The organism is Plantactinospora sp. CNZ321 (genome assembly GCF_004217235.1).
The window spans coordinates 2,121,973-2,134,943 of the sequence record NZ_SHKQ01000001.1 but is presented as its reverse complement, the minus strand read 5'-3'; the positions used below and the strand labels follow the sequence as shown (position 1 = coordinate 2,134,943).

13 protein-coding genes are annotated in these 12,971 nt (G+C 73.1%); 5 read left to right on the top strand and 8 right to left on the bottom strand.

Annotated features, from left to right (window positions below):
• Nucleotides 1-41 precede the first annotated feature (41 nt).
• The 3 genes from EV371_RS09510 to EV371_RS09500 all read right to left on the bottom strand — a co-directional run bounded on the left by EV371_RS09510 (nt 42) and on the right by EV371_RS09500 (nt 3,461).
• Nucleotides 42-1,328 carry an MFS transporter gene (locus EV371_RS09510; RefSeq protein WP_130461725.1) on the bottom strand — a complete coding sequence of 429 codons (1,287 nt, stop codon included), beginning with the start codon at nt 1,326-1,328 and terminating at the stop codon, nt 42-44.
• Between the two features lie 103 nt (nt 1,329-1,431).
• The gene (locus tag EV371_RS09505; protein ID WP_207230445.1) at nt 1,432-1,881 is read right to left on the bottom strand and encodes a MarR family transcriptional regulator; all 450 of its coding nucleotides are present in this window, start codon (nt 1,879-1,881) and stop codon (nt 1,432-1,434) included.
• A 110-nt stretch (nt 1,882-1,991) separates the two neighbouring features.
• A complete protein-coding gene (locus tag EV371_RS09500; RefSeq protein ID WP_130461724.1) occupies nt 1,992-3,461 on the bottom strand; it encodes an NCS2 family permease in 1,470 nt (489 codons plus the stop codon).
• Between the two features lie 159 nt (nt 3,462-3,620).
• Between EV371_RS09500 and EV371_RS09495 the strand changes: the two genes are divergently transcribed.
• Complete coding sequence (locus EV371_RS09495; protein ID WP_130461723.1) at nt 3,621-3,863, top strand: DUF2530 domain-containing protein; 243 nt, start codon at nt 3,621-3,623, stop codon at nt 3,861-3,863.
• Between the two features lie 11 nt (nt 3,864-3,874).
• On the opposite strand, the gene EV371_RS09490 is transcribed toward EV371_RS09495, so the two are convergent.
• The gene (locus EV371_RS09490; RefSeq protein WP_130465779.1) at nt 3,875-4,714 is read right to left on the bottom strand and encodes a DUF3027 domain-containing protein; all 840 of its coding nucleotides are present in this window, start codon (nt 4,712-4,714) and stop codon (nt 3,875-3,877) included.
• 101 nt (nt 4,715-4,815) lie between these two features.
• On the opposite strand from EV371_RS09490, the gene EV371_RS09485 reads away from it, so the two are divergent.
• The 3 genes from EV371_RS09485 to EV371_RS09475 all read left to right on the top strand — a co-directional run bounded on the left by EV371_RS09485 (nt 4,816) and on the right by EV371_RS09475 (nt 8,053).
• Nucleotides 4,816-6,459: an MFS transporter gene (locus EV371_RS09485; protein WP_130461722.1), complete on the top strand. Its 1,644-nt coding sequence runs from the start codon at nt 4,816-4,818 to the stop codon at nt 6,457-6,459.
• The gene (locus EV371_RS09480; RefSeq protein WP_130461721.1) at nt 6,459-7,103 is read left to right on the top strand and encodes a futalosine hydrolase; all 645 of its coding nucleotides are present in this window, start codon (nt 6,459-6,461) and stop codon (nt 7,101-7,103) included. Before EV371_RS09485 ends, EV371_RS09480 begins: the two co-directional genes overlap by 1 nt.
• Before the next feature lie 110 nt (nt 7,104-7,213).
• Complete coding sequence (locus EV371_RS09475; protein ID WP_130461720.1) at nt 7,214-8,053, top strand: MqnA/MqnD/SBP family protein; 840 nt, start codon at nt 7,214-7,216, stop codon at nt 8,051-8,053.
• On the opposite strand, the gene EV371_RS09470 is transcribed toward EV371_RS09475, so the two are convergent.
• The gene (locus tag EV371_RS09470) at nt 8,014-8,400 is read right to left on the bottom strand and encodes a cold-shock protein (protein WP_101368382.1); all 387 of its coding nucleotides are present in this window, start codon (nt 8,398-8,400) and stop codon (nt 8,014-8,016) included. The two genes, EV371_RS09475 and EV371_RS09470, sit on opposite strands and share 40 nt — an antisense overlap.
• A gap of 37 nt (nt 8,401-8,437) precedes the next feature.
• A complete protein-coding gene (locus EV371_RS09465; protein WP_130461719.1) occupies nt 8,438-9,055 on the bottom strand; it encodes an HAD hydrolase-like protein in 618 nt (205 codons plus the stop codon).
• A gap of 96 nt (nt 9,056-9,151) precedes the next feature.
• Between EV371_RS09465 and EV371_RS09460 the strand changes: the two genes are divergently transcribed.
• On the top strand, nt 9,152-11,614 hold the full coding sequence (locus EV371_RS09460; protein WP_130461718.1) for a helicase-associated domain-containing protein: 2,463 nt from the start codon (nt 9,152-9,154) through the stop codon (nt 11,612-11,614).
• A 58-nt stretch (nt 11,615-11,672) separates the two neighbouring features.
• On the opposite strand, the gene EV371_RS09455 is transcribed toward EV371_RS09460, so the two are convergent.
• Nucleotides 11,673-11,927, bottom strand: a complete 255-nt coding sequence (locus tag EV371_RS09455) for a hypothetical protein (RefSeq protein ID WP_130461717.1) — start codon at nt 11,925-11,927, stop codon at nt 11,673-11,675.
• 86 nt (nt 11,928-12,013) lie between these two features.
• On the bottom strand, nt 12,014-12,910 hold the full coding sequence (locus EV371_RS09450) for a L,D-transpeptidase family protein (RefSeq protein WP_130461716.1): 897 nt from the start codon (nt 12,908-12,910) through the stop codon (nt 12,014-12,016).
• Nucleotides 12,911-12,971 lie beyond the last annotated feature (61 nt).

Below are 12,971 nucleotides of genomic sequence, written 5' to 3'. Positions count from 1 at the left end.
CGTCACCCGCCGCGGCGCCCGGCAGACCTCCGCGGCGTGCCTCAGGTGTCGACGGGGTGCACCACGTAGAAGCGCGGCAGCGGCAGGATGCGCAGCCGGAGCCGGGTATTGGTGCGGTGCAACTGCCAGATCAGCGCCGCACCGGCGGTGGCCAGCGAGATCAGGCCGCCGATCCAGATGCTCGCGCCGGCACCGTAGCGCTCGGCGATCCAGCCGACGATCGGGGCGCCGACCGGGTTGGTGCCGAGGAACACCAGTACCCAGAGCGCCATCACCCGGCCCCGGAACGCCGCGTCGACCCCGAGCTGCACCCGCTGGTTGGACGCCTGGGCGAAGAAGACCGTGAAGAACCCGGTCAGCGGCAGCAACGCCACCACCAGCCAGTACGCCGGAGCCAGCCCGACCAGCGTGCCGCAGACGCCGGTCGCCACGGCCGAACCCAGCACCACCCACACCGACGGCCGGCTGCGCCGCCCGCTGCCGGCCAGCGCCCCGACCAGGGAACCCACCGCGAGCGCGGTGGTGAACAGGCCGAACGAGGCGGCCCCGGTGTGGAAGGTGGTCTTGGCCAGCGCCGAGAGGGTGAGCTGGAAGTTGAACAGCGCCAGCCCCATCACCGACATCAGCACCATCGGCAGCACCAGGTCGGACCGGCGGGCGACGTACCGGAGGCCGTCGATCACCCGGGCGGAGGCCCGCTCGGCGAGCGGCGGCAACTCCTCGCGGTGCAGCTCGGCGACGCGCATCATCACCACGCAGATCACCGGGGCGATCGAGCTGACCGCACTGACCAGGAAGACCGGGCCGACGTCGAAGAGGGCGATCGCCACCCCGGCCACCGCCGGGCCGACGATCCGGGCGGAGTTGAACGTGGCGGAGGAGAGCGCCAGCGCGTTGGGCAGCAGCGAGGTGCCGACGAGCTCGGAGACGAAGGACTGGCGTACCGGGGTCTCGACCGCGTTCGCCACCCCGAGCAGGGCGGCGAAGACGAAGACGTGCCAGAGCTGCACGACGCCGGTGAGCACCAGCGCGCTCATGCCGAGCGCCAGCACGCTCCAGGTGGCGTTGGCGATGACCAGCAGCAGGCGCTTGTCGTACCGGTCGGCGAGGCGGCCGGAGAGCAGGGTGAGCAGCAGCACCGGGGTGAACTGCAGCGCGACCACCACGCCGAGCGCGGAGGCCGAGTTGTTCGAGAGATCCAGGACGAGCCAGTCCTGCGTGGTGAACATCATCCACACGCCGATCAGCTTGATCAACTGACCGGTGACGAAGAGCCGGTAGTTGCGGATCGTCAGGGACTGGAACGTGGTGCTCAGCTTTGCCCGCACTCGGGGTGCGCCTCCTCGGGTCGTACGCGTGATCCCGACCTCCGGTTGGCGACCTTGCGCCGGAAGTCCTAGCGGACGAAGCGGACCCGTTGGTTTGCGGCGGTCAGTCGCGCGCCACCTTCTGCAGGATCTCCGCGGCACGCTGGAGCGCGTCGCGTTCCTCCGGGGTCAGCTCGGCGAGCCGGACGGCCAGCCACCGGCTGCGGGCCCGGTCGAACTGGGCGAGCATCTCGCGGCCGGTGTCGGTGGTCGAGAGGATGACCTGTCGACCGTCGGTCGGATGGGGGGTGCGCTGCACGAGGCCGCGCTCCTCCAGCTTTGCGACGATCTTGGTCATCGTCGGCGGCTGCACCCGTTCGGTGTCGGCCAGCTCGCGGGGGGTCAGCGCGCCGCCCAGCTCCAGGCTGGTCAGGGCGGAGAGCTGGGTCCCCGTGAGGTCGCCGACCGGCCGGGTCTGCCGCACCCGTCGGTTGAGTCTGGTGATCGCGTCGCGCAGTAACGTCGCGAGCTGCGCCGGTGGCATCTGCTTCGCCATCACCGTCCACTCCGTCACGATCGTTAGCATAACTAATGAGCTTGGCTAACGACCACCGATTATGACCACTGTCACCGGCGCCCCCGCCCGACCCGCTGCCGCGACCCCCGGTAGCCGTTGGGCACAGGTTAGAACAGCAGGGTCTCGATCGGACCACGCAGGAAGTAGACCACGAAGAGCCCGGCCACCCCGTAGAGCAGGGGGTGCACCTCCCGGGCCCTGCCCCGGGCAACCTTCACCAGCACGAAGCTGATCACCCCGGCCCCGATGCCGTTCGAGATCGAGTAGGTGAACGGCATCAGCACGATGGTCAGGAACGCCGGGATGGCGATCTCGTAGTCGTTCCAGTCGATGGTCTTCACCGCGGTCATCATCAGGAACCCGACGATCACCAGCGCCACGGAGGCCGCCTCGAAGGGCACCACCACGACCAGCGGGGCGAGGAACATCGCCAGCAGGAACAACCCGCCGGTGACCAGGTTGGCCGCACCGGTCCGGGCACCCTCCGCGACCCCGGCGGCACTCTCGATGTACGCCGTGTTGCTCGACGTACTCGCCGCACCGCCGGCCGCCGCGGCGATCGAGTCCACCAGCAGGATCTCCCGGGTACGCGGCGGCATCTTCCGCTCGTCCAGCAGCCCGCCCTCCTGGCCGACCGCCACCATCGTGCCCATGGTGTCGAAGAAGTCGGTGATCAGCAGGGTGAAGACGAACATCAACGCCACCAGCACACCGGCCCGCTGCCAGGAGCCGAGCAGGTCGAAGTGCCCCAGCAGGGAGAGGTCCGGGGTGTCCACCACCCGCTCCGGCAGCGCCGGCACGTTCAGTGACCAGCCCGACGGGTTGGGCCGGCCGTCGACCAGCGACGGGCCGACCTTGGCGACCGCCTCCACCACGATCGCCAGCACGGTCGAGGAGAGGATGCCGATCAGGATCGCGCCCCTGACCCGGCGCACCACCAGCACCAGCGTGACCAGCAGGCCGAGTACGAAGACCAGCGCCGGCCAGGTGACCAGCTTGCCGCCGATGCCCAGCCCGACCGGCACGGTGGTGCCGGCGGCGTCCGGGATCCGCCGGACGAACCCGGCGTCGACCAGTCCGATGATCGTCAGGAACAGCCCGATGCCCACCCCGATCGCCGTCTTGAGCTGGGTCGGCACCGCCCGGAACACGGCGGTACGCAGCCCGGTCAGCACCAGGATGCCGATGACCACACCCTCGATCACCACCAGGCCCATCGCGTCGGCCCAGGTCATCTGCGGTGCGATCTCGAGCGCCACCAGGGCGTTGACACCCAGCCCGGCGGCCAGCGCCAGCGGGAACCGGCCGACCACACCCATCAGGATCGTCATCACCCCGGCAACCAGGGCGGTTCCGGCGGCCAGCGCCGGGATGGCCAGCCGGGCGCCGTCGCCGTCGACCGCGTTGCCCAGGATGAGCGGGTTGAGCACCACGATGTAGGCCATGGTGAAGAACGTGGCGAGACCGCCGCGCACCTCCCGGTTCACCGTCGAGCCACGTGCCGTGATCTCGAAGTACCGGTCGAAGGCGTTACCGGCGGCCGGCCGGCCGGGCGGCGGCGTCGGGACTTTGTGCATCGGGTCCTCGCGAAGGGTGTACGAGTGCGCTCGGGGCGTCGTTGACCCGATCCTCGTTGATCGGGTCGTCGTTGATCGGGGCATCGTCCCAGATCACCGGTGACCGGCAAAGAGCTTCCCGGTTGCCGACGCCCAGCAGTACGGCCGTACGCTGGAGCGATGCCCGAGGAGCCGCAGATCGAGCCGCTCGACCCGCCGATGGTCCCGTTCGCCGTGGCCGGGCTGGTGATCTGGGCGGCCGTCGGGCTGGTGCTGCTGCTCTTCGGCGGCGACTGGCTCGCCGACACCGGCCGCGAGCACTGGCTCTGGACCTGCCTGGCCGGTTTCCTGCTGGGCTTCCCCGGGCTGGCCGTGATGCTCCGGCACGACGCCAACCGCCGCCGCCGTCGCGCCGACGGTTGACCGTTCCCCGGTCAGCCGTGCCCGTACGGCTCCGGGGGTTCGGCGGCCTCGACCGAGCCGGGCGCCCGGCTGACCGCGATCGCCTCGACCTCGCTGTCGTCGTAGATGGTCGGCAGCTCGTCGACCGGTGTCTCGGCCGACTCGACCAGCGTCTCGGAGTGCGCCCCGCAGCCATGGTCGGCGCTGACCGCCCGGCCGTCGTCGGGGGCGAAGAAGTTTCCGCAGACCCCGAAGGACTGGCGCAGCGCGCCGGCCAGCGGGAGATAGAAGCCACAGGTGCCGCAGCGGGCGGCGCGCGGCGCGGCGATCGCGATCGGCGCGCTCGGCCCGTGGTCGCCGTCGTACCACCGCTGGGCGGTCTCGATCCGGCCCTCCCGGGACATCACCCGGGGCCGCCCGAGACCCAGCTCCCAGGCCGTCTCCTCCACCGCCGGATCGTCCGAGAGCAGGTAGCCGGGAACGAGTCGCTCGTCGTCGGACGGGGTGGGGAGCAGGTCACCGACCCCGAGGTCGCCCGGCTGGAGCCGCTCCTGCCACGGCAACCAGCTCGGCGCGAGCAGCGCGTCCGGGCCGGGCAGCAGGAGCGTCTCGCAGATCGTGACGTGCCGGCTGCGCGGCACCCGGGTCACCGTCACCGCCCACTGCCAGCCCTGGTAGCCGGCCATCCGACACTCGAAGAGATGCGTCACGAGCCGGTCGCCCTCGGCGATCGCCCCCTGGTGGTCGCCGACGTCGGCGGGGTCGACCTCGGTGATGCCCTCCCGCGCCACGTCGACGGCGCTGGCACAGACCTGGTCGAGGCGGGCGGCTCTGGCCGTGGTGCTCCTGGTCACCCACCCATTCTTGCCTATCCTTGACGACGGGTCGGCGGCACTCCCCCGGCACTTCGCACCGCAGAGATATCTCGGCACAGATCCGACGGTCGTCGACCGGATGGGCGAGGATGATGCTCATGCCGCTGTTCACCCGCTCCGGGCGATCGGTACCCGGGCGTGTCGTCGGTACGGCGATCCGGGGCGTCCGGCTGCTCTTCCGGGGTTCGCTCGGCAGTGCCCGCTGGACGACCCGCCGGGTCGCCCAGGTACGCGCGAAGGGTGCCGGCGGCGAGACAGGGATGGTCCGGCTCTTCGACCTGCACGCCGCCTCGTGTGCCGGCGACACGTTGATCACGATCGGACTGGCCGGGACGATCTTCTTCAACGCCCCGCTCGGTGAGGCACGGAGCAGGGTCGCGCTCTATCTGTTGGTCACCATGGTGCCGTTCGCGCTGCTCGCCCCGGTGGTGGGACCGCTACTCGACCACTTCCGGCACGGACGCCGCTACGCCCTGGCCGCCACAATGCTGGGGCGGGCCTTCCTGGCCTGGCTGATCTCGGACTACATCCACGGTTTCGGCCTCTATCCGGCCGCCTTCGGCGTACTGGCGCTGTCCCGGGCGTACGGGGTGGCCCGGTCGGCGGCGGTGCCCCGGCTGCTGCCGGAGGGGATCGGACTCTCCCAGGCCGGCGCCCGGGCCAGCGTGTACGGCTCGATCGCCGGCGGCGTGGTCCTGCCGATCGGACTGGCCGCGTTCTGGTTCGGTCCACAGTGGCCGCTCCGGGTCGCCTCGGTGATCTTCCTGGTCGGGATGGTGATCGCGTTGCGCCTGCCACCCCGGGCCGACTCCGACCCGCCGGAGACGGTGCCCAGGGCCTTCCAGGCGCTCCGACCGGGCCGGAACGGGCGGGAACGGGCACTCAGCCGCAGCGGCCCGGGTGGCCGGCTGGTGATCAGCGCCCTGGTCGGCAGCGCCCTCCTGCGCGGCGTCTACGGCTTCCTGCTGCTCTTCCTCGCCTTCGCGATCAAGGCGGGTGACCTGGACACCGAACTCCTCGGCCGCCAGCGCGGCGCGGAGGTCGCGCTCGGGCTGGTCGGCGCGGGTCTCGGCATCGGCACGTTCCTGGCCACCGCGCTCGGCACCCGGCTACGCATCCACCGTCCGGTCGCGCTCCAGGCCGCCGGCCTGGTGCTGGTGGCCGGGGTCGGGGTGCTGGCCGCCCTCCGGTTCTCCCTGCTGCTGGTCGCCCTGCTCTGCCTGGTCACCGCCGTGGTCAGCGGCATCGCGAAACTGGCCGTCGACGCCTCCATCCAGGAACGGGTCCCGGAGCGGCTCCGGGCGACCGGATTCGCGCACTCCGAGACTGTGCTCATGCTGGCCTTCGTCGCCGGCGGCGGACTCGGTCTGGTACCGCTGGACGGTCGGCTCGGGGTCGGGCTGCTCGCCGGCCTCGCCGCCGTCGGTACGGTCTGGGCCTTCGTCGTCGCCACCCGGCTGCGCGGCCATCGACTCTCCGGGCGGGCGATGGCCGACGCCGAACCACCGGAGACCGGCCGTCCGGACGGTGACCGGCGGCCGGGGGACGACCCGGCGCCCACCTCCCCTGCGCCGGTCGCCAACCGTCGGGAAGTCGACGAGGCTGCCACCGGGGCAGCCGCGGAGCGCGGTGAGGACCCGCACTTCGCGCCCCCCGGCTACCACATCTACCGGCCGTCGTCCGCGGTACCCGGCTCCGGGCCGGGCGAGGAGGGCTCGCGCCGAGAGACCCGGGGGACGTAGTGGCCGAGGGGATACTCGTGGTCACGGCCGTACCGGCCGAGGCCGAGGCGGTGCGGGCCGGTCTGGTCGCCGACGCGGTCACCGTCGAGCCGGTCGGGGTCGGCCCGGCCGCGGCCGCCGCCGGGACCGCCCGGCTACTCGCGCTGGCCGAGGCGGCCGGGAGGCCGTACCGGGGAGTGCTCAGCGCCGGCATCGGCGGCGGCTTTCCCGGCCGGGCCCCGGTCGGCGGGATCGTGGTCGCGACCCGCAGCGTCGCGGCCGACCTGGGCGCCGAATCGCCGGACGGGTTCCTCACCCTCGACGAACTGGGCTTCGGCAGCACTGTCGTGCCCGCCGCCCCGGCCCTGCTGGACGTGCTCCGCGCCGGCCTGCCGCAGGCGGTCACGGGCGCGGTTCTCACCCTCGGCACGGTGACCGGCACCGCCGCGAGCACCGCCGCCCTGCTGGCCCGACACCCGGACGCGGTGGCCGAGGCGATGGAGGGGTACGGGGTGGCGACCGCCGCCGTCGCCGTCGGACTCCCCTTCGCCGAGCTGCGTACGATCTCCAACCCGGTCGGGCCCCGGGACCGCGCCGCGTGGCGGATCGGCGACGCCTTCGCGGCCCTGACCGCCGCCTTCGCCACGGTCGGCCAGAAGCTCTGAGGTGATTGGGCGCCGGGCCCGTGTTCCGGGCCGGCGACGGAGGTGACCTGGCCAACCGGTCCCGGGTGGGCCGGGGTGGCGACCGGAGCGGTCGGGGTTAGCGTGGACCCGTGGCGCTCTCCCTGGCGATCTCCCCCTGCCCCAACGACACCTTCGTGTTCCACGCCCTGGTGCACGGGCTGGTTCCCGGTGCCCCGCCGGTCGACGTGACCTACGCCGACGTCGACGTCACCAACACCGCCGCCGAACGCGGGGCGTACGACCTGGTCAAGGTGAGTTACGCGGCGCTGCCGTGGCTGCTCGACGACTACCATCTGCTGCCCTGCGGCGGGGCGTTGGGCCGGGGCTGCGGACCGCTGGTGCTGACCCGGGAGGATCGGGCCGGAAACGCCGACCTGACCGGCGCGACCGTGGCGGTACCCGGCGACCGGACGACGGCGTACCTGCTGTTCCGGCTCTGGGCGGCGCGGCGACCCCCGGCGCGGATCGAGGTGGTCCCGTTCCACGAGATCATGCCGGGGGTGGCCGCCGGTCGGTACGACGCCGGGCTGGTCATCCACGAGGCCCGGTTCACGTACCCGCGCTACGGGCTGACCGCCCTGGTCGACCTCGGGCAGTGGTGGGAGGCGGACACCGGCCTGCCGATCCCGCTCGGCGCGATCCTGGCCCGCAGGGGTGCCGTCGACCCGGCCGAGGCGACCGGCTGGATCCGCGACTCGGTACGCCGGGCCTGGGCCGACCCGGCCGGTACCGAGAAGTACGTTCTCGCGCACGCCCAGGAGATGGAGCGTGACGTGGTCGACCGGCACATCGCGCTCTACGTCAACGAGTTCACCGCCGAGCTGGGCGTCGACGGCCAGGCGGCGGTCGACGCCCTGCTCGGCCGGGCCGCGGCCGCCGGGCTGACCCCTCAGATCTCCAGTTCGCGGGCGACCGCGTGGACGAGCTGAGCCACCGTCTGCGCGGTCTTCCGGTCGGGGAAGCGGCCCCGGCGCAGGTCCGGCTGGACCTTCGCCTCCAGCACCTTGATCATGTCTTCGACCAGGCCGTGCAGCTCCTCCGCTGGCCGGCGGCGAAGCTCCGCCATGGACGGTGGCGCGTCCAGCAGCTTCACCCCGAGCGCCTGCGCGCCCCGGCGGCTGTCCACGACGCCGAACTCGACCCGCTGGCCGCCCTTCAGGTCGGTGACACCAGCCGGCAGCGCGCCCTTCGGCAGGAACACGTCGCCACCCTCGTCACTGGTGACGAACCCGTAGCCCTTGGCCGCGTCGTACCACTTCACTCGACCCGTCGGCACCTGAGAAACCTCGACTCCCTGATGAGATTGCTGTCCTTCACAAGGCTAGCCGCATCAGCCGCCGGAGCGCCTGCGGGAATCCGGTAAGGTCCTCGACCACCAGATCGGCGCCGGCCGCCCGCAGCTCGTCACCGTCGTGCGAACCGGTGGTCACCCCGAGTCCCGGGATGCCGGCCGTCTGCGCCGCCACCATGTCGGCGATGTGGTCACCGACGTAGAGTTCCGCGCCGTGCGTGGTCAGCGCGGTCGCCTTGTCGGCGGCGAAGAGCTCGCCGACCAGCTCGTCGACCTCCATGCCGAGGTGTTCCAGGTGCAGCCGGGCCAGCGGGCCGTACTTGCCGGTGACCACCACCACCCGCAGACCCGCCGCCCGGACCTCGGCCAGCGCCTCGACCGCGCCGGGCAGTGGCGGCGACATCGTGATCGCGTACTCCGAATAGAGCGACCGGTAGATCTCGACGGCCTCGTCCAGTCGCTCCGCCGGAAACCAGTTCCGCAGTTCGGTCCGGAGCAGCGGGCCGAGTCGGGAGACCACCGCGTCGGCGTCGACGTACACCCCGGTGCTGGCGGTCAGCGCCCGGTAGGCGGCGGCTATCCCGGGCCGGGTGTCGATCAGGGTCAGGTCGAGGTCGAACCCGACGGCTGGGGCAGTCACATCGTCATGATCGCACGGCCGTCGGAAACCACCCCTGGTGCCGCTCGCCGACCGACGCACACGAGCGACGCCCGGCCGGGATAGCGTGAAAGGACGATGACCACACTCGCCGACCACCTGCGGGCGTTGCCCGACGAGGCGCTGGCCGCCCTGTTCCGGCTGCGTCCGGACCTCGTCGTGCCGGTACCGACCGATCTGTCCGCCCTGGCGGTCCGCGCCCAGTCCCGGGTCTCGGTCGCCCGGGCCCTGGACGGGCTCGACGAGTTCACCCTGCGGATCCTGGACGCGGCCCGGCTCAGCCGTGACGCGGATCATGGCGAGACCTCCACGGAGGCCGTCCTCACCCTGGCCGCCGGGACCGACCGCCGGGCGGACCGGACCGCCGCCAGGTCGGCCGTCGACCGGCTCCGGGCGCTCTTCCTGCTCTACGGGCCACAGGAGTCCCTGCGAATCGTGCCCGGCGTGGACGAGGTCTGCTCGCCGTACCCGGCCGGGCTGGGCAGGCCGGCAGCGGAGCTGGACCCGGAGGCGGCCGCGCTGGTCGCGGACCCGGCCCGGCTGCGCCGGACCCTGTTGGCCGCGCCGCCGCCGGCCCGGGCGATCCTGGACCGGCTCGCCACCGGGCCCCCGGTGGGCACGTTGCCGGCCGCCGCCGCGCCCGGCGCGGGTGCGGCCGCCCCGGTCTCCTGGCTGGTCGACAACCGCCTGCTGGTGCCGGTGACCGAGCCCAGCGCCCTGGCCGGCAAGCCGACCGCCGTCGAACTGCCCCGGGAGATCGGCCTGCTGCTGCGCCGCGACTCCGGTCCGCTCGGTCCGCTCCGGCCGACCCCGCCGGCGGTGGCCGGCGCGGCCAGGGAGCCGAAGGCCGCCGACTCCGCCGGCGCCGGCCAGGCGATGGAGGCGGTACGGCACACCGAGGCGCTACTCGAACAGCTCGCCACCGAACCCGCCCCGGTACTCCGCTCGGGCGGACTCGGCGTACGCGACCTGCGCCGGCTGGCCCGGGCCACCGGGCTGGACGAGCCGACCGCCGCGCTGCTGCTGGAGGTGGCGTACGCGGCGGGACTGCTCGGCGAGTTGGACCTGCCCGGTACGGCCACCGCCCGGAACGGAGCGGACCAGCAGCTGCTGCCGGCCGCCGGCTACGAGGGCTGGCGGGAGGGCTCGCTGGCCCACCGCTGGGAGCACCTGGCCCGGGCCTGGCTCAGCATGACCCGGCAGGTGGGGCTGGTCGGCCAGCGCGACGAGCGGGACCGGCCGGTCGCCGTACTCTCCGCCGAGGTGGAGCGGGCCGGGGTGCCGGCGGTACGCCGTGCCGTGCTCGACGTGCTGGCCGATCTCGAACCGGGCGCCGCACCCAGCGTCGACGAGGTCGTCGACCTGCTCGCCTGGCGCTCGCCCCGGCGCAGCCTCGGCCGGGAGGCCGGGCAGCGGGAGGTGATCGCCGAGGCGGCCCTGCTCGGTGTCACCGGGCTCGGCGCGCTCACCACGTACGGCCGGCTGCTGTTGGCGCAGTGGGCGGCCGGGGACACCCGGCTCGGCGAGCCCGGCGACGATCCGCTCGGCGTACGCCCGGACGCGGACGGCGCGGCCGGGGGCGGTTCCGCCGCGGTCCGGGCCCTGGACGCGCTGCTGCCGGCGCCGGTCGACCATTTCCTCGTGCAGGCCGACCTGACCGTGGTGGTGCCGGGGCCGCCGGAGCCGAGCGTCGCCGCCGAACTCGCGACGGTGGCCGAGCCCGAGTCGGCCGGCGGGGCCAGTGTGCACCGGGTCACCGGGGCGAGTGTGCGCCGGGCACTGGACGCCGGGTACGCGGCCGAGGACCTGCACCAACTCTTCAAGCGCCGGTCCCGCACACCGGTACCGCAGGGTCTGACCTACCTGATCGACGACGTGGCCCGCAAGCACGGCGGGTTGCGGGTCGGCTCGGCCGGGGCGTACCTGCGCAGCGACGACGAGGCGCTGCTGACCGAGGTACTCGCCGACCGCCGGCTCGGCCCGATGTCGCTGCGCCGGCTTGCCCCGACCGTGCTCACCACCCCGCACCTGGTGGGGCGGCTGCTCGCCGCGCTGCGGGAGGCCGGGTACGCGCCGGTCTCCGAGGACGCCACCGGGGCGACGGTGCTGACCCGGCCGAAGATTCGCCGGGCGCCGGCCCGGGGCTCGGTCGCCAACCGGGTCACCGATCCGCTGGCCACGCCGAGGCTGAGCACGCCGAGGCTGCTCGGAGTCGTGCAGCAGGTCCGTCGAGGTGACGCCGCGACCCGGGCGGCCCGCCGGGCGCCGAGTACGGTCCGGGGGGCCGGCCGGGCGGGTGGAGCCGGGCCGGGGATGCCGACCGCGCACGCGCACACCCAGGCGCTCGCCGTACTCCAGCAGGCGGTCCGGGACAAGGCGCTGGTCTGGGTCGGGTACGTCGACGCGCACGGCGCCACCGCGTCCCGGCTGGTCCGTCCGGTGTCGATCGGCGGCGGATACCTGCGGGCCGAGGACGAGCGCACCGAGATGCTGCACACCTTCGCCCTGCACCGGATCACGGCGGCGGTGCTGGAGGAGTGAACGCAAGGAGGGGCCCTTCTACAACAGAAAGCGATAAGAGGAGGCCCTTCCTCACACCTCAGTCGCGGGGGTGCTGCCGGACCGAGCCGACCACGGAGACGATGAGCAGCAGGGTGAAGGCGGCGCCGAGCCCTTCGCCGAGCGAGTCGACCAAGCCCTGCTGCTGCACCAGCCAGCCGAAGAGCACCCAGCAGGCCAGCAGCACCGCCACGGTGGCGTACGCCAGCACGGTGGCCCGGGAGACGGGCGCCGGAAGGGGTCCAGGGGCGGTCGGGGGATCTGCCTCGGACCTGACCTCACCGTCGACCGTCATCTGTGACCTCCCACCACGCGGCCTGCCCGAACCTCCAGACTCGCACCTGGCGGGCCGATATGACAGGTCCACCGACCGGAGTCGCGTCAGGTGCCCGGCCGGCGACCCGTCACGTGCACCCTGGTGCCCACCTTGCCGAGCTGCCACAACCGGCGGGCGTCGACGGGCAGCAGGTTGACGCAGCCGTGCGAGCCGATCGGCTTGTTGTGCAGGTAGGTGGTGGTTTCGTGGAAGCCGATCCCGCCGACGAAGCGCTGCCAGTACGGCAGCCACACCTCGTACGGGTCGGACCACTCCTTCGTGTTGCGGAAGTTGATTTTGTAGGTGCCGGCCGGCGTGGCGTACCCCGACATGCCGGTGCGGGTGACGGTGGGCGGCATCACCACCTTGCCGTCGCGCATCGCCCAGACGGTCTGCAGGGTCAGGTCGACGCAGAAGGTCGTACCGCTGCCGGTCCTGCACTTGCCGGTGTCGGTGCGGGCCAGCCGGCGGGCCACGTCGGCGGTGGTCGGTCCGGCCCGCCCCTCGGGCGGCCGGATGTCGTAGCGGCGCTGGAACCTCTTGATGGCGGCGCAGTCGGCGGCCGACTGCCGACCGTCGACGGTGACCGTGCCGAACCCGCCCAGCCGGGCCAGGTAGCCCTCGACCTCGCGCTGCCGCTCCCCCTGCGGGCAGCCGCCCGGCGGCTTCGGGGAGGCGGTACGGGTCGGCTTCCTGGTCGGCTTCCGCGTCGGTTTCTTCGTCGGCTTGCTCGTCGTCGGCGCCGGCTCGCGCGGGCTGGTACGCGGACTCGGCGTGACCTTTCCCTGATCCGGCCCGGGCGGCGCGCTCGCCCCCGTTGCGTCCTCCGCCGCCCCGACCGGCGCGAGCCCCCCGGCGGCTCCCGACTGGTCCGACTGCGGATCAAACGCGCACGCACCGGCGCCGAACAGAGTGACCGCGACCAGAGTGACCAGACCGGTGCCGAGACGTGTCAGAACCATCTGCCCTCCCCAGAGCCGTCGACAGCTAGACGCACGGGAGTACCACTTCGGTTGCGCCCGG